The sequence below is a fragment of the Streptomyces sp. LS1784 genome, assembly GCF_020103755.1.
Classification (GTDB): domain Bacteria; phylum Actinomycetota; class Actinomycetes; order Streptomycetales; family Streptomycetaceae; genus Kitasatospora.
In genome coordinates, this window is the sequence record NZ_JAHSQD010000049.1 from 1 (window position 1) to 20,797 (window position 20,797).

Sequence of the window (20,797 nt, forward strand, 5' to 3'; positions counted from 1 at the left end):
GGACACGCAGCCGCCGCACGCCGGCCGCCGCTGCGACGCGCACCCGGCGGCCCGGGCCCCGAGTCAGCCGAGTCCGACCAGTTCGGCGATCGTCCCGCCGAGAACCCGGTCGCGTACTTCGCCCGGGCTGGTGACCCGTTCCACTCATGAGCCGGGGCGGTGCCGCTGACCTTGGCGCGGAACAGCTCGCGGTAGCCGGCGAACCCGCCGCCGCGCCGGTACGCGGTCAGGCCCGGGCTCGTCGTCCTGGTGGTCGTGATGCGGGTGCTGTCCCTCCGGGATATCCGGCGCCCCTGGCAGCGGGGTGATCAGCAGCCGGGCCGGCGCCGCCGGAGCAGCAACAACGAGGAGGAGCCCGGCTGCCACGGCACGCGGGACAACGTGTTCCGACGCCACAAGGCGGGCCCCGACCTTGCGGTGCGGGCCGTTTGAGACCCACGGCCACGCGGGTGCGGGCTTTGCACCGGCCGTGGCACCGGTCACGGGGTGAGCACCAGCTTCGCGGGGGCTCCCCGCCTCTGCTGCTCCCAGGCGGTGGCAACGTCCGCGAGCGGGAGCGCCTTTGTGTCGACGGAGATCTTTCCTTCAGCGGCCTGCTCGGTCAGGTTCCGGTAGGCGGTGCGGAGTGCTTCGAGGGGGACATCCGTGATCGTGAAGCTGAGGATCTGCAGAGCGTTGTAGCGCAGCATCGCCGCGGGCAGTTCGATCGTGGCTGCGGCGGAGTTGCCGATCTGGATGTGGCGAGCGCCGCGCGAGACCGCTTGCAGGGCCGCCAGGGCGGGCTCACCCCACAGTGTGTCGATGACGACGTCGATCCCGTGTGATCCGGCGGCCGTGCGGAAGGCGGCTGAGAGATTCGTGCCGGCGTCGACCACGACGGTGGCGTCCGCGCCCCGCTCGCGCGCGCGACGCAGCCGGTCCGGGTCGCGGCCGGCGGCGATCACGTGTGAGGCGCCCTGTGCCTTGGCCGCCTGCACCGCCACGGACCCCAACGCCCCGCTCGCGCCCAGCACCAGCACCGACTCGCCTGGCTGCAGCCCGGCCCGCCAGCTCAGGGCGCACCAGGCTGCCAGCCCGGTGTGGCCGAGTGCCGCCGCGGTCACATCGTCCACACCCTCCGCGAGGTCCAGCAGGTTCGCCTCCGGAGCCACGGTCCGCTCGGCCCACGATCCATAGGGGGACACCGGGGCGTCGAAGTACACGCGGCGCCCGTCGGCTGTCCGCCCGACCCCGTCGGACCCGACCACGTACGGGAACACGGGTACGCCATACGCACCGGACGCCTTCTCCAGGTCAAGGTGGTGTACACCGGCTGCGGTCACCGTCACCACGACCTGGCCCTCCCTGGCCTGCGGATCGGCGAAGTCACCGATCTGGGGCACGGCCCCTTCCTCGACAAGGACGGCAGCTCTCATGAGTCGACCGTAACGGCCGCCCGCGGGCTCGCGGGCAGCCGTTTGCGCCACACAGGTGACCCCGGGCCAACCACCGGGTGCGCTGCGAAGCCGGTTGCCGGCTGCCGCGTCGTTTCGACGTCAGCCGGGTAGCGTGGTGGCGTGGGCACGGGGATTCCCGAGGCAGGGAAAACACTTTCCGTGGTTGCGGCGAACGTAGGGTCGCGTGTACCGGACGTCAGTCGCGACGTATGGGATTACGTGCTTGCTGAGATCCCGGAGCTCAGGGGCGACGAGCCCGTCCTCAAACTCCTGCACGCAAGTGTCGCGGAAAACGTCGCAACGCTGCTGCACGTTTTCGAGAACGACATACCCCTGGACAAGGTCGAGGGGCCCGTGGCGGCCCTGGAGTACGCCAGGAGGCTGGCGCAGCGGAATGTTCCCATCAGTGCGCTGGTCAGGGCCTACCGGATCGGACACTGGCGCTTCCTGCAGTGGTGTCTGGAGGAACTCCACGGTCAGGGAGTCGAGGAGGACCTCTTCGCCGCGACGGTCTGGCGCACGTTGACGGTGAGTTTCGGCTACATCGACCAGGTGACCGAGCGTGTCATCGAGCTCTACCAGCTGGAGCGGGATCACTGGTTGCTGAGCCAGACCGCGGGGCGCGCCGCGCGGGTGCGGGAGATTCTTGCCGGGCAGGAGGTCGACGTCGACTGGGCGGAATCGACGCTTGGCTACCGGCTCAGGCAGATGCACCTCGGGCTGGTGGCCTGGCTGCCCGTGCCGACGCACGGTAGTGCGGGGTTGGCCCGGCTCGAACGGATCACCAGCGCCATCGCCGATGAATTGAACTGCTCCGCAAGGCCGTTGTTCATTCCTCGTGATGAGGCGTCGTGCTGGGCCTGGTTGCCGTTCGGCTGGGACGGTGAGGTCTCCTTTGAACGGATGTGGGGTGTGGCCGAGGACGGCGACCCGTCCATGCGTGTGTGCGCCGGGCGGCTGGAGCCCGGTGTCGAGGGGTTCCGTTGGACGTATCGGCAGGCTCTGTGTGCACAGGAGCTGGCCACGGCGTCGAGTTCGGGGGCTCGGTTCACTGCCTACTCCCGTGTCGCTCCGATCGCCCTGATGTGTACGAACATCGACGACATGCGGATCTGGGTGCGGAGCGTTCTCGGTCCGTTGGCCGTCGACGACGAGCCCTGCGCGCGGTTGCGGGAGACCGTGCAGATCTTCCTGGACACCGGTGGCAGCTACACCGCCACCGCACGTCGGCAGATCCTCCACAAGAACACCGTGCAGTACCGCATCCGGAAGGCCGAGGAGGCCATGGGGCGCACGGTCCAGGAACAGCGGACCGATCTCGAGGTGGCGTTGCTCGCCGTCCAGTACCTCGGCTCGTCGCTCCTGATTGCCCCTTGAGACGGCACTCGGTCGACCTTCCGCCACGTCAGCCGTCGCCGAGGGCGCGCATGACCCTGATCTGCGCCTCGTCCCGCGCGCCCTCCAGTTCTTCGACGGTCGCGCCGAAGTCGGCCTGTCCGGAGAGGAGTTCGACGGTCGCTTCGTCGAGTGCCGGGGTGCCGAGGTCGCGCCACAGGTCTTCCAGGGCGGGCCCCAGGTGTTGCAGGAAGTCCGGCAGGCCGCCGGGGCCGTCGCCGAGGTGGAAGCTGCGGAAGGGACCGGCGACGGCCCAGCGCAGGCCGAGGGAGGAGGTGACGATGTCGTCGAGTTCCTGCTCGGTCACCACGCCCTGGACGACGAGGTCGACCGCCTCGCGGAAGAACGCGGCCTGCAGCCGGTTGGCGACGAATCCGGGCACCTGCCTGCGCAGCACCTGCGGCTTCTTGCCGAGGGCAGTGTAGAAGGCGACGGCGCGCCGCACCGTGTCCGGATCGGTCTGCTCGCCGGGGACCACCTCGACCAGCGGGACGAGGTGCGGCGGATTGAACGGGTGGCCGATGACGAGCCGTCCCGGTTGCTTCATCTCCAGGGCCATCGCGCTGGCGGGAATGCCGGAGGTGGAGCTGAGCAGCAGGGTGTCCGCACGCGCGGCCTGCTCGATCCGGGCGAAGAGGTCCTGTTTGAAGTCCAGGCGCTCCGGGCCGTTCTCCTGGACCACGTCCGCGTCCGCGAGCGCTTGGCCGAGGTCGGCCTCGAAGCGCAGAGCGCGGTCGAGATCGGCGGTGGGCAGGCCCAGTGCCTTCAGCGCCGGGACGGCCTCCCGCAGTTGGTCGCGCGTGCGCTCGGCCACGTCGGGGAGCGGGTCGTTCACGGTGACGGCCAGGCCCCTGGCGAGGAACAGGGCGGCCCACGACGCGCCGATGACACCGGCCCCGATGACGGTGACGTGCCGGAAGTCGTCCATGGTGGCGCCGGTGGCGGCGGGAGTGCCGTTCATGATGACTCCTGGGGTGCTGCCGTGAGGTAGTCGTGGACGACTTCGGGGGACGGCAGGGTGAGGTCGGTCAGGATGTGGGCGGCGGAGAGGACCTCCAGGACGGGAAGGTCCGCCAGCGGCGCCAGGGCGTGCTGGAAGAGCTGCAGCCGGGCGGGGCCGGTCCAGGAGCCCTTGACGGTGATGTCCTCGATCCGGAAGCGGACCAGTTCGCAGATGCGCGGCCGGCCGGTGTACCCGGGCAGGATCTTCAGCATGAAGGTGGGCCGGCAGATCTCCTCCCGTGCCCGGCCGGCGTCGAGCGGGGCGTGCTTGTAGCCCATGGTGGCGGTGGCGACGCGCAGGGAGCCGTAGTCGAGGGTGCCGACCAGGGTGTCGGAGTCGACGGTCAGTCTCGGGGCGCCGAGTTTCTTCGGGTAGGCGCTGATCTCGCGGCCGCTGGCGATGGCCGGCATGCTGTCCACGTACATCGCCAGGACGTACTCGCCGCGCTCGCCCTCGTACTCGACGGAGAGCACCTGGCCGGACTCGGCGTAGTCACCCAGTCCGGTGGTGTCGGGCATCCGCATGATCTCGAAGCGCACCGTCGGCTCGGCGACCCGCAGGGGCGCGGGGACGAGGCGTTCCAGGGCCCGTTCGTCAGTGCGGTAGACGATGGTGAAGTACTCCCGGTCGGTGAAGCGGTACGGGCCGCGGGGGTAGGCGGGAGCGTCCAGTGGGGTGGTGAGCTGTTGGGTCACGTCTCGGGTGCGCATGGTGTGGCCTGGGATCTCGTCGGGTGCGGTGGGCCGGCTGCGCCCGGTGGCCCGGCCGTGGTCCGCCACAGGTGCGGTGGGCCACCGGGCCGCGCCGGGGATCAGCGGCGCTGCCAGTGCGGTGGCCGCTTCTCCGCGAAGGCACGGGCGCCTTCCCTGGCGTCCTGGGACGCCAGGACGGGCGCGACGATCCGGTCCTGTTCCTGGAAGGCGTCCTGGTCGCGGAAGGACGTCCGCTGGTCGATGCAGCGTTTGACGGCTGCCACCGCCAGGGGGGCGTTGTGGGCGATGCGGGCGGCGAGGTCCAGGGCCTGACGGAGCGCCTGGCCGGGTTCGGTGAGGTGGTTGACCAGGCCGAGCCGCTCGGCGCGCTCGGCGGGCAGGGGATCGCCGGTGAGCAGGAGTTCCAGGGCGATGTTGCGGGGGATGCGTTCGGGCAGCCGGATCATGCCTCCTTCGGGCGGGACGAGTCCGTAGTGGACCTCGGTCTGGCCGAAGGTGGCGTCGCGGGCGGCCACGACCATGTCGCAGGCGAGGGCCATCTCGGTGCCGCCGCCCAGCGCGTAGCCTTCGACGGCGGCGATCAGGGGCTTGGTGAGCTGGGCGCGGGTGACGCCGCCGAAGCCCCGGCCGGGGACGATCGGGGTGTCTCCGGCGGCGAACGCCTTGAGGTCCATGCCGGCGCTGAAGGTGCCGCCCGCACCGGTGAGGATGCCGATCAGGAGGTCGTCGCGGGCGTCGAGTCGGTCCAGGGCGGCAGCCAGTGCCCGGGCGGTGGCACCGTCGATGGCGTTGCGTGCCTGCGGCCGGTCGATGGTGATCACCAGCGTGGCATCGTGTTCCGTGGTGCGCACGGTCGGAGTGTCGGTGGCCTCGGTCATGGTGGGGACTCCTTTCTCCCCCTGTTGCTGCTCCGTCCTTGAGGCGGCGCGCGCCTCGGCGGTGTGATCGCGGTTTCGCGGTGCCCCGCCCGGGGGCAGGGCTTCAGGTGATTGCCTCCGCCCTGCGCAGGTCCTCGATTCCGGCAGCGTCGAAGCCCAGGTCACGCAGCACGGATTCGGTGTGTTCGCCGAGGTCCGGGGCCGGACGCGGGGGGACCTTCCGTTCCTGGTCCAGCCGTACGGGGCTGTCGACGGTCAGGGGCGGCTCGGCGCTGCCGTCCTCGACCGGCACGACGATCCGGTTGGCGACGAGCTGGGGGTCGTGGGCGCACTCCTCAAGCGTCTGGACGACTCCGTAGGTGAGGCCCGCGGTGTCGAGCAGCTCGCGCCACTCGGCCAGGGGACGACTCTCGAAGGTCTTGTCCAGCAGGGCGACGATCTCGGCGGCGTTGGCACGGCGGCTCGCGGTGTCGGCGTAGCGGGGATCCTCCGCCGCCTCGGGGTGGCCGATGGCCTTCAGGAACAGCGGGACCTGCTTGTCCTCGTTGGCGAAGGCGAGCAGTACCCAGCGGTCGTCCGCCGTGCGGTACGCGTTCGCCAGCGCGTTCGGCGGATGGAGCCGGTCGACCGGGCGGGGGTTCTTCGCGCCGACCAGGATGGCCTGCAGCCACATGCCGGCCGCCCACGCGCCTTCGGCCAGCAGCGACGCCGTCACCCGTGCGCCCTGGCCGGTCCTCTCCCTCCGGTACAGGGCGGTCATGATCCCGGCGAACAGGGTGACCGCGGTCGCGTGGTCGCCCGATCCGAAGACGTTCATCGCCGGCGGCGCGTCGCGCTGGCGTGTGACGTCCATCAGGCCGCTGCGCGCCCAGTACGCCGTCACGTCGAAGCCGGGCAGGTGCGCGTCCGGACCCGCCTCGCCGAAGCCGGTGACGTCGGCGTAGATCAGCCGTGGATTGAGCGGCGCCAGATCCTCGTACTCCAGGCCCAGCTTCGCCCGCGTCCGCGGCGGGAAGTTGGTCACCAACACGTCGGCCCAGGCCACCAGGCGTTCGAGCACCGGCCGGGCCCCGGGCGACTTCAGGTTCAGGGCGATGCTGCGCTTGTTGCGGTTGTCCAGCTGCCAGGGGTAGTTGACCCCCTCGACCTGCGGATTCGGCGGCACGCGGCTGAGCGCGCGGTAGGTGTCGCCGACGCGTGGTGGTTCCACCTTGACGACATCGGCGCCGAAGTCACCGAGCATGGTGGCCGCCGCCGGGGCGGCGATGAAGCTGGCGAGATCGACGACGTGCAGCCCCTCCAGCAGCGGCGCGCTGTCCATGACTGCTCCCTTCCTCGACGGTCAGCGGCCCGCGGCCACCGGGACGAAGGCGTTGTACCCGGTGATGTCCCGGCCGACGATCAGCGCCTGCACCGTGTCGGTACCCTCGTAGGTGTCGATGGCCTCGATGTCGCACAGGTGCCGGGCGACGTGGTAGTCGAGCACGATCCCGTTGCCACCGAGCATGTCGCGGGCGTCGGCGAGGATGGCCCGGGCGCGTTCGGTGTAGTGCATTTTGGCCAGAGCCACCCGCGGCATCGAGAACTTGCCCTCGTCCATGAGCTGGCTGAGCCGGTACTGCATGCACACCATGTCGGTGATGTCCGCCAGCATCCGCGCCAGCCGGTACTGGACGAGCTGGAAGGACGCCAGCGGCATCCCGAACTGGTGCCGCTGCTTGGCGTAGGCCAGGGCGGTCTCGTAGCCCGCGATGGCCGCTCCCACCGACTCCCAGGCCACGCAGAAGCGGGAGGCCAACAGGACCTCCTCGGTGTCACGGAAGGTGTGGCCGCCCGCCAGCCGGTTCTCGGCGGGCACCCGGACGTCGGTGAGCGAGATCTGCGCGTTCTGCACACACCGCAGAGCCGTCTTGCCCGTGATCACCTGGGCATCGAACCCCGGCGTGCCCTTCTCCACCACATAACCGCCGACGTGCCCGTCCTCTCCCCGGGCCCAGATGATCACGTAGTCGGCGAACGTGGCATTGCCGATCCACCGCTTGTGGCCGTTGAGCACATAGGAGTCGCCCTCCCGGCGGGCGGTCGTCTCCAGCTTGACCACGTCCGAGCCGTGCGCGGGCTCGGTCAGGCCGAAAGCACCGATCTTCTCCAGGCGCGCCATCGGAGGCAGGAAACGTTGCCTCTGCTCCTTTGAGCCCAGCAGCCCGATCGAGGTCATGGCCAGCGCCGAGTGCACCCCCATGAAGGTGGAGACACTCAGATCCCCGCGGGCCAACTCCAGGATGACCACGCCGGCCGTCACGTTGCTCATCCCCGGACAGCCGTCACCGGAGACCTGGAAACCCGCGATACCCAACCGCGCAAGCTTGGGGACCAGCTCGTGAGGGAACTCCGCCCGCTCCCAGTAGGGATTGATGATCGGTGTGACCTCCCGGTCCATGAAGTCGCGGACCTGGTGGCGAAGAGCCTGCTGCTCGTCCGTGAGCAGGTCCCCGAGCAGGTAGTAGTCGGATTCCTCGGGCCCACCCAGCACCGGCGGCTCCACCAGCGGATGCCCGTCGCCCTCCGGGATGCTCTGCGCCGACCCGACCGCGGTGCCGCGTGTCGCGTTCATGTCCCGCTCCTTCCGGTCTGCGGGGATCAGATCGCTCCTGTGCACACGACGCTAGAAGCCGCCGGCCGAGCAGCCACTGGGCGCAGAGCACCATGTACGCGAAGAAGTTCGTGCGGGTGCACCAATCCGCCCGCCGCCGGTGCACAGGGCCTGACCCGGACGATCACGCACCACGGTCACGCCGCCCCGAGCTTGACCCTGGGACGCCTGGACCACCCGCTCCGCTGCAGTCGGGATCCCGAGACGGCGGAGCTTGCCGTTCGTCTTCGGGATCATCCGCTCGTGCACCGGGATCGGCCGGAAACTGCGCTCTCTCAGCTGAGATCGCAGCCCGTCGAGGAAGACCTCGACTCTCTGCCCGGCGCGGATCAACGTACCGTGCAGGAGGGGCAGTTCCTCTTCTGCGTGTTCCAGCCGGGGTCCGCAGTGGGTGAGTCCGGGGTGCGTACGGTCCCAGGCGGCCTACTCGGGCTTCTATCCCGCCGTGTGTCGTGGGCGGCATGCCGACCCGCGGCGGATGACGGCGTCCAGCTGGGTCATCCGGGCCGCGGCCAGCTCCACCACTGCCCTACCACCGGGTGACAGCTCGGCATCCGGCCGGTGCACCACCGCGAATGTCTCGTACAGCGGCGGCGACAGCGGTGCCCAAGCCAGCATTGCCGGGAGGCGGCCGGCAAGCCGGTGGAGCACGCCACGCCAGGTGATCGTGTCGGCCAACCCGGTGGCCGCGACGTCCAGCGCCGTCTCCGTCTCCTCGACCTCGATCCGTGGATGCAGCCTGCCACCTACCGCCTGGACGCGGGCCATCAGTTGCTGGCGGGTGGAGTCCTCCTCGCGCCGGCTCACATCGGGCAGGACAAGCTGTGCCGCGGCGAGCTCCGACGGTGTGACCGAGGCCCTCACCCGCGCTGGATCGGCACTGACATAGACCAGTTCGTCGCGCAGAACGGGCCGCACGGTGGCGTCCTGGTCACCGAACGGCAGTGCCACTACAGCGGCCTCAAGCAAACCACGGCGCAGCTGGTCCAGCACTGGCACCGAATGCGGACCGATCAGTTCAAGGCGGAGGCCCGGGTGACGTTCCAGGACATCGGCCACCAGCTCGCTGCCCAGGTAGAGGCGGGCGGTGTGGAACACCCCGAATCGAACCGTCCCGGTCAGCGCCTTTTGGACCGAGGCGACCGCCCGAGCCCCTTCTTCCACCGCCGCCAGTGCGGCCACGGCGTGCGGCTGCAGCGCCCAAGCCGCTTCGGTGGGCACCAGGCCACGGCCCACTCGCCGGAACAGCACCATGCCGAGGCCCTGTTCGAGTAGCCGTACCTGTTCCGAGACCGACGGCTGGGCGTAGCCGAGTGTGGCGGCAGCCGCGGTGAAGGAGCCATGCTCCAGGGTGGCCTGGAAGCAGCGCAGCTGGTGGAGTGTCGTGGCCAAGGAATCTCCTGTGCTTGAGACGACACGACGCCTCGTCCTTGCCGCCGGAACACCGACCCTATGCCTGACCAGCGGAAATACACCCTCCATGCCCAGAAAGACAACACCTTCTCATGGCTGACCTTTGGTGTCCGCCGGCGTGGCCTCGACGACGGTCACGTCGGCCGAAGAATCCTCCGGAGCGAGTTCCTTGACACTCACCCGGACCTCGGCGACCTGACCGGCGTCGGCTCCGCTGAAGGCCAGGACGTCGTAGCCCCCGCCGGGCGGGACGACGAGGCTGCCCCGGTCGCTCCCGCAGGCGGTCGTGACCCGTACCTCGGGCAGGTCCTTCTTCGCCGGAGACTAGCGCAGGCGGGGGACACGAGAGACCGGCCACCCGCCGCTCAAAGCGCGGCGAGGAAGGTGTCCAGCTCGTGCTCGAACAGGTCCGGGCACTCCAGTGGGATCATGTGCGCGGCGCCGGGAAGCACCCGGTGACGGGCGTTCGGGGCAGCAGCGGCGACGGCGTGGGCGTTGGCCAGGATGTCGCTGCCGTCCAGGTCCCCGGTCAGGACCAGGGTCGGCACCGCCACCTCGCCGAGCCGGTCGGCCGCGCCCACCTCCCGCGGCAGCCCGGCGCCGAGGCCGGCGGCGTGGCGCAGGACGTTGGCGGTCGCGCAGGCGCGCAGCCGCTCCCGCAGTGCGCCGTCCACCTCGGTGGGAGAGCGGTGCGGACCGTCCACCCACATCCGCAGGAAGTGCTCCACGAACAGCTCCACGCCCGCTGCGCCCCCGGTGCCCAGTGCGGCGATCTGCTGCTCCGCATGGTGCGTCACGAAGGGGTCGGTGAACGGCCGTCCGCTGACGCCGGGCGCGGTGAGGACCAGGGCGGCCACGTACTCGGGGTGGGCGAGCGCGGCATCGAGGGCCGTGCGGGCACCAAGCGAGAGCCCGACCAGCACGGCGCGGGGGACGGCCAGGTGTGCGAGCAACGCTCGCAGGTCGTCCTGGTGGGCGTAGTCGCCGGTGACGGTGGAGGAGTGGCCGTGCCCGCGGGCGTCGTAGCGGACGACGTGGTGGCCACGGGCGGCGAGGCGGGCGAACTGCTCGTCCCAGCTGTGCCGGTCCAGCATCCCACCGTGCAGCAGGACGAGGGTCGGCCCACTGCCGCCCTGCGCCACCTCGTAGGACAGCCGGCCGCCCTCGACGGACACGGTTCCCGTGGTCATGGTGCCGTGTGCTTCGGTCATAGTCCGTTCGCTCCTCGGTCGTTCCGGTCACTTCGGTCGCGTTCCGCGGCCGCCCGTTCCAGCTCGTGGAACACCTCGCCGAGCCGGTCGAGCACCCGCAGTGTGGCGGCGGCGTCGGCCGGGTCGAGGTCGCCGAGATGCCGCCGGAGCGCGTCGTGCTCGGCGCGCTGGATCCGGGCCAGGACGGCCTCGCCCTCCGCGGTGAGCCGCACCAGGGACGAGCGCCGGTGCTCCGGGTTGGCGACCGTCTCGGCCAGCCCGAGCGCCTTGGCGTCGTTCACCAGCCGCTGCACCGGCTGCCGGTCCAGGTCCAGGGCGCGTGCCAGTTGCGGCACGGTGCGTGGCCCGCCGCGCCGCACCGCGTCCAGCACCGCGTGCTGACCGGCTGTCATGCCCGTCCCGGCCAGTCCGCGCTCGACCGCCCTCACGATCATCCGGTGCACCGGCCACAGCCGCCGGATCACGTCGTGGAGCAACCCCTCGACGGGTGGTTCGCCGACATCTTCCATAATGACACTCATGATGTCAGGATGACACTGAATATGTCATCCGACAATCCAGATCCCGCCGGCCGGCGCTGTCACGTTGGCTGACGGGGCGGGATGATCTTCGGATTGGCCTTGCTGAAGGGGATCACCCGTGTCGTCCGCGCCGCCGTCGCGCAAGGGGCACCGGTATCCGGTGGAGATGAGGCCGCCAGGAAGTCCATGTTGATGTCGAGGCCGACGAACGGCGCCGCGGCCTCCTGGTCGGTGAGGGGCCGGTGCCAGTCCCATGCCTCGGTGACCAGTTCGCCGTCCGGCTCGCGATGCCGGATCGAGCACCGCGAGCGGCCCGGCCGGGAACCTCGCCGCCGCAGCGGCCTCCCAGTTCGCCGGACCCGCCTCGGCGACCGCCGTCTTCGCCGCCCGCGACACCGCGCCGGCGACAGGACGGGACGACGCGCTACACCGGGCCACAGCCGGTGCGGCGTCCATGCGGGCGGCCTGACGGGACGCAGCGACCGAAGCGACCGAAGCGACCGAAGCGACCGAGGCAGCCAACTCGGCCAGGTCTGCGAGGCGGGCCTCTCCACCGAGGCCGCTCAAGCACCGCGCCTGTTCTGCGGACGACGGTGACCACAGGCGCGCCGGGCCGGCATGCCACGGCGCGGGGCCGGGGTGGGTCAGGGGTTGGTGGTGGTACGGGCCCGTACGGCCAGCAGGGTGAGGTTCCCGGCTGCGGCGGCGGGGCGGAAGTCGAAGACACTGGTGAACGGTCCGGTCACCAGCAGCAGGACTTCGTGCGCGCGCAGCGCCCGCCACCACTCGCGCCCGGCCGCGAGTTCCCCGTCGAACCAGGCCTCGCCGTCCGGCCGACGCACCGTCAGGCACGGCGGGGACGCGGTGGCGGACCAGCCCGGGGCCGGATCCCGTTCCAGGACGCCCGCGTCGCGGGCCCAGCCCTCCTCCGCCGTCACCGGGCGTCTTGCCGCGTCGGGCACCACCAGCACCGGGCACTGGCCCGGCATCAGCTCCGGCCACACCCCACCGACAAGCCCCGCACCGGCAACGATCTCCACGCAACGCTCCCTGCCCCGCCACCCACCCCGGCACACCCACCCCCGGGCACCGGACCAACCCCATCATCCCCCACACCCGAGAAACCCGGCCCCACTGCGAGAACCCGGCGCAGTTCGTGACCCTGCCGCAGGCCGACCACGCGAAAGCCTGACACCTCACCGCGGCCGGGCTCCGCCGTGACGGCCACCTTCCCCGAGGCCCTGCACCCGACCGCCCCGGTGCCGGGCTCGGAGAAGCCGGCCGTCCACCGGCGCGAGCACCTACTCGACGTCGGCCGGATCCACACCGTCTTCGACACCGACGCCCGCATCCGCGACGAGGCCTGCGGCCCGCTCGCCCCGCTCCCACCCCCGAGCACCGCGCTGGCCCGCACGGCGAGATGTACCGAGAGCCTGCGCCGGCACCTGCCCCGCCAGCGGCCCTCGTTCAAGGACGGCCGCCGTATCCGCCAGGGGGCACAGGCCACCCGACCGTGATCCCACCGGTACGGGCGCGAGCGCTCCTGCTGTTCGACATGCCACGCGACCTCGTCTCCGGGGCGCGGGTCGGCTTCCCCGAACCGGTCGACGAGGACCTGGTCGAAGCGGTGGGCGCCTTCGCCTGGGACTACGGGCGGCGCCACGGCTGGCCCACCGACCGCCACCACGCCGCCGCCTTCACACTGCGCAGGGGTCTGCGGATCCTGCTCGCCACCCAGGACGTCCCCGGCGTCCCGATGAAGGCCAGCGGGGCGGCCCGGCTCAACGACATCCGCCTGCCCGTCGGGCCGGTCCTGGACGTCCTGGCCGCCGCCGGACTCCTCGACGACGACCGCATGCCCGCCATCGTGCCCTGGTTCGAGCGCAAGACCGCCGGCCTGCCCGATCCGATGGCCGAGGAAGTGCGCATCTGGTTCGACATCGTCCGACGCGCGCACCGCTGGCCCAGCGCGCGGCGGTCAGGCGGGCCCGGCGGTCAGGGGTGCGGACCTGCTCCGCGTGTCCGCACCTCTGACCAGGGCGGTCAAGGTTCGATGGCACGAACCGTGCAGTGGTCCAACTTCCGTGGCAATCGGTCAGGGATCAGTGGCACAGGACACACCGGTTCTCACCACCGGTTGTCGCACCGGCAAGAGGGTCCGCCAGTTGGGCGCCGGCGGACCCTTTCAGTGCGAGCGGTGGCCGGTGGAATGGATTCCGGTCGGCAGCGGCGCCGCTATGCTCCGGCCGGCCGCAGCGAGGTGAGGCGTGTCATCTCGTCTTCCGAGAGCTGCAGTGCGCCGGACGCCATGTTCTGCGCGAGGTGGTCCGGATCACTGGTACCCGGGATCGCCAGCACGTGCGGCCCCTGCTGCAAGGTCCAGGCCAGCCGGACCTGTGCGACGGACACACCGCGCGCGCGGGCGACGGCGTGCACCTCCTCGTGGTCGCTGGGAGCCGGACCCGCCTCGCGTCCGGGACCGGCGATCGCGAAGAACGGGACGAAGGCGAGGCCGAGTTCACCGCAGAGCCGCAGGAGTGCCCGGTCCTCGCTCGACGCACCGATCCCGTAGGGGTTCTGCACGCAGACGACCGGGGCGATGGCCCGGGCCTCGGCCAGTTGCTCGGACGTGACGTTGGAGATGCCGAGGTGGCGGATAAGCCCGGCATCTCGCAGTTCGGCCAGCGCGCCGAAGTGCTCGCCGATCGAGCCGGTCCGCCGGCTCGGTGGCACGCGTAGGTTCACCACGTCCAGGTGATCGCGGCCGAGTTGGCGCAGGTTCTCCTCGACCTGGCCGCGCAACTGCGCCGGCGTGGCCCACCACCACGCGCCCGAGGGGTCGCGGCCCGGCCAGACCTTGGTGGTGATGACCAGGTCCTCCGGGTATGGCGCCAGCGCCCGGTTGATCAGCTCGTTGGCGGAACGCGTCGCCGAGAAGTAGAAGGCGGCGGTGTCGATGTGGTTCACGCCGAGCTCGATCGCCCGCCGGAGCACGCCGATCGACCGATCGCGGTCGCGCGGCACGCCGCGGTCGAAGGGCGCGGTACCCGTCAGCCGCATCGCGCCGAACCCGACGCGGTTGACGGTCTGGTCACCAAGTTGCCAAGTACCCGTGTCAGGCGTGGTGTTCGTCTGTGGACTCATGACGTGGATCTCCTCTTGCGGCTTGGAATAAAGAACCGATGGGTGGGGCGTGGCGCGTTCAGGTCGCTCGGCAGGGCGAGGACCTCGAAGCGGTCCACCGGTGTCGAGGCAGGCGGGCCCCGGGCATGAAAAAAGCCTCCCCGGCGGATCGGAATCCGCACCGAGAAGGCTCACGTGATGACCGGCATTCTAGCAGGGCAGGGCAGGCAGCGGGAACTCGGTTTCGGTCGCCCAGGAGCACACGGTGCCCACCCACCCCGCCCGCGGCCCCCGGCGCGGCACCGCCAAGGACGAAGGCGAGCAAAGTCTCGTTCACCGCCATCGCGTGCTGGGCACCGGAGCGGCCCGCGCCCCGGGCGGTGGCAAGCGCTCAATTTGAGTATCCGTACTCAAGACGGAGCTGCGGGTCCACGCGGAGAGTCATTCCCATGTTGACCTCCACGCGTGGGCGACGCGGACGCGCCGCCGCAGCTACCCTGCTCGTGAGCGCCACCCTCTTCCTGACCGCCTGTGGTGAGCAGCGGGCTACGGGCCGGGCGGCGGCTGTCACGTTCCCTGGTTCCAGTCCGAGCTCCGCCGGTGCTTCGCCGTATGTGGAGCCCGGGGCCGGCGACGGTGCCCCGCACTACCGCGAGAACAACGGCTACCGCCTCCCCGCTGACATGTCGCCGGCCAGTGCGGAGGACGCGCAGAAGGAAGCCGGTCGCATCGAGCCGGTCCTCAAGCAGCTCTGGGAGGCCAAGTCGTGGGGCCCGGAGAACGTGCGCGCGGCGCTACTCAAGCTCGGGTACCAGGAGGAGCGGACCGGGCCAAAGGGCGAGCGGCTCGGCGGGACGCTCATCGTGCGGGAGATGCCCTCGCGTTTTGTGACCGACCACTACGTCAGGCCCGAGGGCGCCCAGGTCGGCCTCCGCGTCCATGATGACGCCTGCGTCACCGCGTTCATACAGAAGACCAACTACCAGGTGACGACCAACGGCCCATACCCGGAGCACGGCTGCATCGAGCCGCCCGCCGGTCACTGAGCGGCCATCAGAGGACCCCGTGCCAAGGTCCCGCCCGGCGTCGAGCCCGTGGCGGCCCCGGCCCAGCAGGAGGACACGGCGAAGAAGAAGGCAGGCGCCGGAGCTGGTCGGCGGTGGCGACCCTGAGCACGCCGAGTACGCCCAGGACGTCGCCACGCAGGGCGTTCGTCGAGCCGCCCGAGTCGGCGGCGCGGCGTACGAACACGGTCCGGCCCAGCGCCGCGGCCGCGGGTGCCGGCAACGGTCGAACCGTGACCCACTTCGGACGGTTGAGTTCGCGGTCGGCCCGGCCGGCCCGAAGAAAGCCGCCGCTCCCCGGAGTTCCGGCCTTGCTTGGCCTTTCAGCCGGACAGCCTCGTCAGGACGGCGTCGGGCACCCTTTCGGCGTGGCGGCGGAACACCAGGCTGAACACCGCGAGCGCGCCCGGCATCAGGACCAGGTTGGACAGGCCGAACCGCTCTCCCGCCCAGACCGCGGCCGTGACGACCGCCACCCCGGCCCCGGTGCGCAGCGAGGCCCACAGCAGGGTGCGGTCCTTGGCGGGTTCCAGGCCTTCGAGTTGCTCGGCGGGCAGGAGGGCCGCGTAGTGGCCCCTGGTGTGGTTGGTGCTGATGGTCAGCAGTGTTTCGAGCAGGTCGTTGTGGTGCTGGGTGTCGAGGCGGAGTTCGGCTTGGCGCAGGGCGGCGACGACGAGTCGGCGGTGGGTACGGATCTGGTGGCGCCGCGGCCGGCCGACACCTCTTTCCCGGGCGAGGAGGGCTCGTTCCAGGTCTCGGAGGTGGGAGCTGACCTTTCGGGTCGCTGCGCGGCGTCTGCGGTTCGGGCTGGCTGTGTGGGGGCCGAGGGCGGCGGCGGCGAGGACGGCACGTGCGGGAACCGACCACGTGCCGCCCAGGCGGCGCAGGCCGGTACCGAAGACCGACCACCGGGCCTTCGTCATGAGCACGGTGGCCACGGCGAGAGCGGAGAGTGCCGCCTGGAGCCAAAGGGGCTCCAAAAGCCGGGTGTTCACTGCCACGACGCCGAGTGCCGTGGAGTACAGGCCGAGCAGGGCGGTGTGGAGGTCCCTGCCGGCGGCTTCGAAGGCCTTGGTGCGGCCGATGATCCGGGCGGTGATCCGTATGTTCGCAGCGGCCCGGGCCGGCAGGCCGGCGGCCCGGGCCGCGCGGGCGAGATCGGACAGCAACTGCTGCGCCCTGACCTCCCCGCCCACTCGGGCCAACTCCGCCCGGCGTCGGTACCAACCCGCCATGTGTGCCCCCTCCCCGGGATCCGTACACGACAGCGTTCCAGGTTCCGTTCGAGGGCGACAGGTCGCGTATCGGGGGCCGGGGCTGTGCCACGTTCCCCGGCAGGGCCGTCCCCTTGGCGGCGGCGCGGGCAACGGATCCCCCGATGACGAGGTCGGCTGGACGACGAACCGGCGGCGGGCGGAGGAGCGGGAAGTCGACCCGGTCGGCTTCCCACCCCTCCGGCGTTTCCGGGGACCGGAGTTGACGCGGTCGACGCGGAGAGCGGAACGCCGACCGTGGTGGAGAGCACCGCCAACGTGGCTTCCCTCACCGCGCGTTGACGCCGCGAGACCGGGCGGTGGAACCCGGGGGCCGGAAGTGGTACCAACGGGAGCGGGCCCCGGGGCTCCGGCCGCGGGCCTGTAGCTGGAGGCGTACGCTCCGACTGCCTCCCCCGGCCAGTCCTCCCGCGCCCTGGCCCGCTTCCCCGCCGAGCTGAACGCCGCCGCCGGCCTGAGCTTCCTGGGCGGGACGGACCTGATGCCGGGCAGCGAGGCCCCCTGACGGCACGCCAAAACCACCGCCGGACCCGCCGCCGAACCCACCCGCCTGGTGCGGTGCCGTTCAGTCCCGCCTGGCAACGGTCAGCAGCACCGCCGAGTCCTCGATCGCCTCGACGCTGTGGCGGGCCAGGGGAACGGGAATCAGGTCACCGGCGCGGCCCTCCCAGGACGTTCCGCCCTCGGTGAGCCGCACATGCCCACGCAGCACCAGGAGCGTCGCGTCGCCGGGGCTGTCATGCTCCGCGAGACCGGAACCGGCCACCAAAGCGAGCAGGGTCTGACGCAGCCCGTGCGCCCGACCGGCATAGACGGTCGCCGCGCTGCGCCCCGAGGAGGCCGCCGCCGCACGCTCCAGGTGCTCGCGGGCCTGAGTGTCCAAAGAGATCGTCTGCATGCGCCCAGTATCCGGCAGGGCACAGAGCCGCCGGAGCCCGGGTGCACCTCACGCCCGTGACCACCCGTCCAAGCCCAGCCCAGCCCGACGACAGCGACGACCACGACCAGGACGACGGGCAACCGTCCCGACCGGGCCACACCGCGTACCGGCGCGGCGCCGACAACCCGGACGGATCGACCACCGCGCTGCGCGCCGACGTCCTCACTGCCCTCGGCGTCCTCAAGGTCGCCACCGCCGACCAGCTCCAACGGCTGCTGCGCCCTGGTGCGGCGTCGAACAAGGCGATCCGGCAGGCGCTCGGCGACCTCGCGCCGCACGGCCTGATCGCCTCGACGGCAACACCAAGGACCGGCACAAGACGTGGCGACTCGAAGGCGCCGCCGGGATGGACGCCGCCGCTGCGGTGCTCGGGATGGTCCGCTCGGAGACGGGCGGTACAGCCCGGGGCGCCGGCCGCTCCGGCGCCCAGTACGCGATGGCGGCCAACGAGACCGTGCTCGCCTTCGTCCTCGGCGGCACCGCGCCCGGGGCCGCGGGCAGAGTGGGCCGATGGTGCGCGGCTCGGGCCGCCGAAGCCGAACACCGCCGACCAGCACCCCCTCCAGGCCGAGCGTGTCCGCACCGAGAGGGTGCCTGGCCGAGGCCGCATTCTGCTGGGCCTGCTGGGCCGAGCTTGGATACCTGGGTGCTGGGGGACATCGAGAAGGGGCGGCTGCGGTTGCCTGTAACCGGGCGGGTGTCTGCGGGCGTGTGTTCTGGCCTGTCGCGTGGCGCGCCGTTGTTCCTGTTGGGAGGTGCGGGCCTTTTCCGGGCCGTCGGGGCCGGTGATGTCGGAGACGGAGCGGAAGACGCCGTCCTCGCCGTAGGGGCCGGCCGCTTCGCGCCAGCCGTCGGGGCGCACGCCGTAGCGTTTGCCGAGCAGGGCCGTGAAGATCTGCGCTTTCCGTCGGCCGAAGACCGGCAGTTCACCGATTCGGCGGGCGAGCTGGGCGCCGCTGGCGGCGGTCTTCCATACGGCGGCGGCCCGGCCGTCGTGGCGGGCGACGAGGAAGGCACACAGCTCCTGGACGCGTCGGGCCGTGAGGGTGGGGGAGTCGTGGACGGCGGGCGGGGCCGCCAGCAGCGCGACGAACTCCGGCGGGCTGTACGGCGCGATCCGGTGCGCGTCGAGGTCCTTGGCTCCCATGCGCCGGGCGATGACGAGGGGTCCGGTGAACGCCCACTCGGTCGCGGCCTGCCGGTTGAGCAGCGCGCCGACCAGTAGGGCCAGTGGGCTGCGGGTGAGCAGGGCGTCGGCCTCGGGCTGCTGGGCGATGCACACCGTGGTCTCCACCGGCACGGGCCTTCTTGTGGACGGATGTTGTCCGCCCAGTGTGAGCGCGCGGGCCCGGGCGAGCGGGCAACACACGCCGCCAAGGGCCGGGCGGGCACTCGGTCGGCCCCGGGGCAGCGTTTTTGGGGTGTGACGGATCGGGTGTCCGCTCGTTGGCCCGGGTACCTGCCGGTCGCAGGACGGCGGTGCCCGGGCAATCACCCCCTGCCCGGGCACCGCCGCACCGATCCGGTCCGGCAAGCGCTCCGGTGCGCTGCGGCATCGAGGGCACCCTCTGCGAGTTCGCCCATGGCTACGGCGACGCTGCCGCTACCGCGGGCAGGCCAAGGCCCACCCTGCAGCACGTGCTCGCCGCCATCGCCGTCAATGTCGAACGCCTCAGCCAGCGGCCTCTCGGCGAAAGCGGGCCCTCCACGACCACCGACAGCCTTGCAGGGCTACCTCGACCAGCAAGGCCTTCCACGCCAGCGGTCCTGGCGAACCGTCAGCTGATACGGCAGCGACCAAGGTGCCCGACCCGACGCTCAGAAGCTGTCCGGGTTCCAGGCGAGCAGCGGGGTGCGTAGCAGCAGGTCGGCGGCTGTGGCCGCGGCCGGTCGCAGTTCGGTGACGAGGGAGGCGGCGGCCAGTCGCGGGACGGTTTCGCCGCCGAGGTAGAGGGTGCCGAGTGCGGAGGCGTCGAGTGCGAGGTCGGCCTGGTCGGTGGTGCGGGCGCAGTGGCCGGTGCCGTCGGCTGTGGTCTCGATGGCCCACCGTCCGGCGGCGTAACCGTCGCGGTCCTCGACCTCCAGGACGATCCGGCCGGGCGCGCCGTAGGTCCGTGCGTTGAAGGCGGCTTCGACGTCGAGCACCCGTAGCCAGGTGAAGTCGGCGTTGTCCACGTGCGGGGTGGCGGCGCGCGGGTCCTGGAGCAGCAGCGGGAGCGGGTCGTCCGGGCCGATGTTCTCGGCGACGACCGTGCGCACCCAGTCGACGGAGAGGACGAACCGCCACAGCGCGGTGGCGGTGGCGCGGTCGTGGGCGAGGAAGTCGACGACGGTGAGGGTGGAGTTCGGGTAGCTGCCGTCCCAGCTGGTGTCGATCCGGTAGACGACCAGACCCGTGGCGTTGCCCTCGGCGTCCCGGTGGAGGGCCGCGAAGGGCTCTTTCCAGTCGCCGAAGCCTGGCACCGTGATCTCACCGGTGGAGAGCTTCCACCAGAACTCGTCGCGGGCGATGGCGCCGGGCTGGCCGAGTCGCCAGTGGTCGTGCAGTTCGGGGCCGACCTTGCGCAGCTCCTCCGTGGTGAGGAAGTCGATCCGGCCGCCGGGCACGGTGGGCAGGCCCTCGCGCAGGCCGCGGGTGCGATGCAGGTCAATGTTCCAGCCGTGACCCCGGGTGGCCGGGCCGAAGCCGAAGCGGCCGTAGATGTTGTACTCGGCGGCGATCAGGATGGCGACCGGTACCCCGCGCTCGCGGGCAGCGGAGAGGTCCCGGGACATCATCCGGCTGAGCAGCCCGCGCCGGCGGTGGGTGGCGCTCACCGTGACGTTCGTGACCGCGTCCGCTTGTACGGTGGCCCCGCCGGGCACCGTCAGTTCGACGTCGAAGCTCCGGAAGGTGGCGACGTGCCGGCCGCCGTCCACCGCGGCGAGCAGCCGCCCGGGCTCGTAGCGGAGCCGCCAGGACTCCTCGGCGCTCCCCACGTGCGGACGCAGGAACCCGAGCCTGAAAGCCCTGTCCCACTCCGCGATCTCGCCTTCGGCGATCGCGCGGATCTCCACGCCGCCGACGCACTCTGCCGCCACCACGTCGTCGTGGTCGGAGTCATCCTTCCCCCAGCCATCCGGCAGGCTGTTCATCACATTGTTCGTCCCGCGATTCGTCACGTCGCCCATGG

17 protein-coding genes and 1 pseudogene are annotated in these 20,797 nt (G+C 71.4%); 3 read left to right on the plus strand and 15 right to left on the minus strand.

Translation table 11 applies throughout. The features are described 5' to 3' along the window. Window positions 1-479: 479 nt before the first annotated feature. Window positions 480-1,415: a zinc-binding alcohol dehydrogenase family protein gene (locus tag KS423_RS09025; protein WP_224276993.1), complete on the minus strand. Its 936-nt coding sequence runs from the start codon at window positions 1,413-1,415 to the stop codon at window positions 480-482. A 141-nt stretch (window positions 1,416-1,556) separates the two neighbouring features. Between KS423_RS09025 and KS423_RS47955 the strand changes: the two genes are divergently transcribed. Beyond that, window positions 1,557-2,813, plus strand: coding sequence for a CdaR family transcriptional regulator (locus KS423_RS47955; RefSeq protein WP_224276995.1), 1,257 nt, complete (start codon window positions 1,557-1,559; stop codon window positions 2,811-2,813). 28 nt (window positions 2,814-2,841) lie between these two features. Here KS423_RS47955 and KS423_RS09035 read toward each other — a convergent pair whose 3' ends face one another. The 9 genes from KS423_RS09035 to KS423_RS09075 form a co-directional block, all read right to left on the minus strand. Beyond that, entirely contained in the window at window positions 2,842-3,792 is a 951-nt protein-coding gene (locus KS423_RS09035; RefSeq protein WP_224276997.1) for a 3-hydroxyacyl-CoA dehydrogenase NAD-binding domain-containing protein, read from the minus strand. Then, on the minus strand, window positions 3,789-4,544 hold the full coding sequence (locus tag KS423_RS09040; protein WP_224276999.1) for an acetoacetate decarboxylase: 756 nt from the start codon (window positions 4,542-4,544) through the stop codon (window positions 3,789-3,791). The genes KS423_RS09035 and KS423_RS09040 overlap by 4 nt, the downstream gene beginning before the upstream one ends. Window positions 4,545-4,645: 101 nt before the next feature. Continuing rightward, entirely contained in the window at window positions 4,646-5,425 is a 780-nt protein-coding gene (locus tag KS423_RS09045; protein ID WP_224277001.1) for a crotonase/enoyl-CoA hydratase family protein, read from the minus strand. Window positions 5,426-5,528: 103 nt separating this feature from the next. Then, window positions 5,529-6,746, minus strand: a complete 1,218-nt coding sequence (locus KS423_RS09050) for a CaiB/BaiF CoA-transferase family protein (RefSeq protein WP_224277003.1) — start codon at window positions 6,744-6,746, stop codon at window positions 5,529-5,531. A 21-nt stretch (window positions 6,747-6,767) separates the two neighbouring features. Beyond that, complete coding sequence (locus tag KS423_RS09055) at window positions 6,768-8,039, minus strand: acyl-CoA dehydrogenase family protein (RefSeq protein WP_224277005.1); 1,272 nt, start codon at window positions 8,037-8,039, stop codon at window positions 6,768-6,770. A 474-nt stretch (window positions 8,040-8,513) separates the two neighbouring features. After that, complete coding sequence (locus KS423_RS09060; protein WP_224277006.1) at window positions 8,514-9,470, minus strand: LysR family transcriptional regulator; 957 nt, start codon at window positions 9,468-9,470, stop codon at window positions 8,514-8,516. 386 nt (window positions 9,471-9,856) lie between these two features. After that, entirely contained in the window at window positions 9,857-10,702 is an 846-nt protein-coding gene (locus tag KS423_RS09065) for an alpha/beta fold hydrolase (protein ID WP_224277008.1), read from the minus strand. Continuing rightward, the gene (locus tag KS423_RS09070) at window positions 10,699-11,223 is read right to left on the minus strand and encodes a MarR family winged helix-turn-helix transcriptional regulator (RefSeq protein WP_224277010.1); all 525 of its coding nucleotides are present in this window, start codon (window positions 11,221-11,223) and stop codon (window positions 10,699-10,701) included. The genes KS423_RS09065 and KS423_RS09070 overlap by 4 nt, the downstream gene beginning before the upstream one ends. A 644-nt stretch (window positions 11,224-11,867) precedes the next feature. Beyond that, window positions 11,868-12,263, minus strand: coding sequence for a hypothetical protein (locus KS423_RS09075; protein ID WP_224277011.1), 396 nt, complete (start codon window positions 12,261-12,263; stop codon window positions 11,868-11,870). A gap of 177 nt (window positions 12,264-12,440) precedes the next feature. Here KS423_RS09075 and KS423_RS09080 point away from each other — a divergent pair, with 177 nt between their 5' ends. Next, window positions 12,441-12,740, plus strand: coding sequence for a hypothetical protein (locus tag KS423_RS09080; protein ID WP_224277013.1), 300 nt, complete (start codon window positions 12,441-12,443; stop codon window positions 12,738-12,740). 718 nt (window positions 12,741-13,458) lie between these two features. Here KS423_RS09080 and KS423_RS09085 read toward each other — a convergent pair. Beyond that, on the minus strand, window positions 13,459-14,367 hold the full coding sequence (locus KS423_RS09085) for an oxidoreductase (RefSeq protein WP_224277015.1): 909 nt from the start codon (window positions 14,365-14,367) through the stop codon (window positions 13,459-13,461). A gap of 593 nt (window positions 14,368-14,960) precedes the next feature. Between KS423_RS09085 and KS423_RS09090 the strand changes: the two genes are divergently transcribed. Continuing rightward, window positions 14,961-15,392 carry a hypothetical protein gene (locus KS423_RS09090; RefSeq protein ID WP_224277016.1) on the plus strand — a complete coding sequence of 144 codons (432 nt, stop codon included), beginning with the start codon at window positions 14,961-14,963 and terminating at the stop codon, window positions 15,390-15,392. A gap of 341 nt (window positions 15,393-15,733) precedes the next feature. Here KS423_RS09090 and KS423_RS09095 read toward each other — a convergent pair whose 3' ends face one another. The 4 genes and pseudogenes from KS423_RS09095 to KS423_RS09110 form a co-directional block, all read right to left on the minus strand. Next, window positions 15,734-16,645, minus strand: coding sequence for a hypothetical protein (locus KS423_RS09095; protein ID WP_224277018.1), 912 nt, complete (start codon window positions 16,643-16,645; stop codon window positions 15,734-15,736). Between the two features lie 604 nt (window positions 16,646-17,249). Further along, the gene (locus KS423_RS09100; protein ID WP_224277020.1) at window positions 17,250-17,582 is read right to left on the minus strand and encodes a cupin domain-containing protein; all 333 of its coding nucleotides are present in this window, start codon (window positions 17,580-17,582) and stop codon (window positions 17,250-17,252) included. Window positions 17,583-18,408: 826 nt separating this feature from the next. Beyond that, window positions 18,409-19,134: pseudogene (locus KS423_RS09105) on the minus strand (HhH-GPD-type base excision DNA repair protein); the annotation flags it as partial. A 308-nt stretch (window positions 19,135-19,442) separates the two neighbouring features. Continuing rightward, the gene (locus tag KS423_RS09110) at window positions 19,443-20,795 is read right to left on the minus strand and encodes a GNAT family N-acetyltransferase (protein WP_224277023.1); all 1,353 of its coding nucleotides are present in this window, start codon (window positions 20,793-20,795) and stop codon (window positions 19,443-19,445) included. Between the last annotated feature and the right edge of the window lie 2 nt (window positions 20,796-20,797).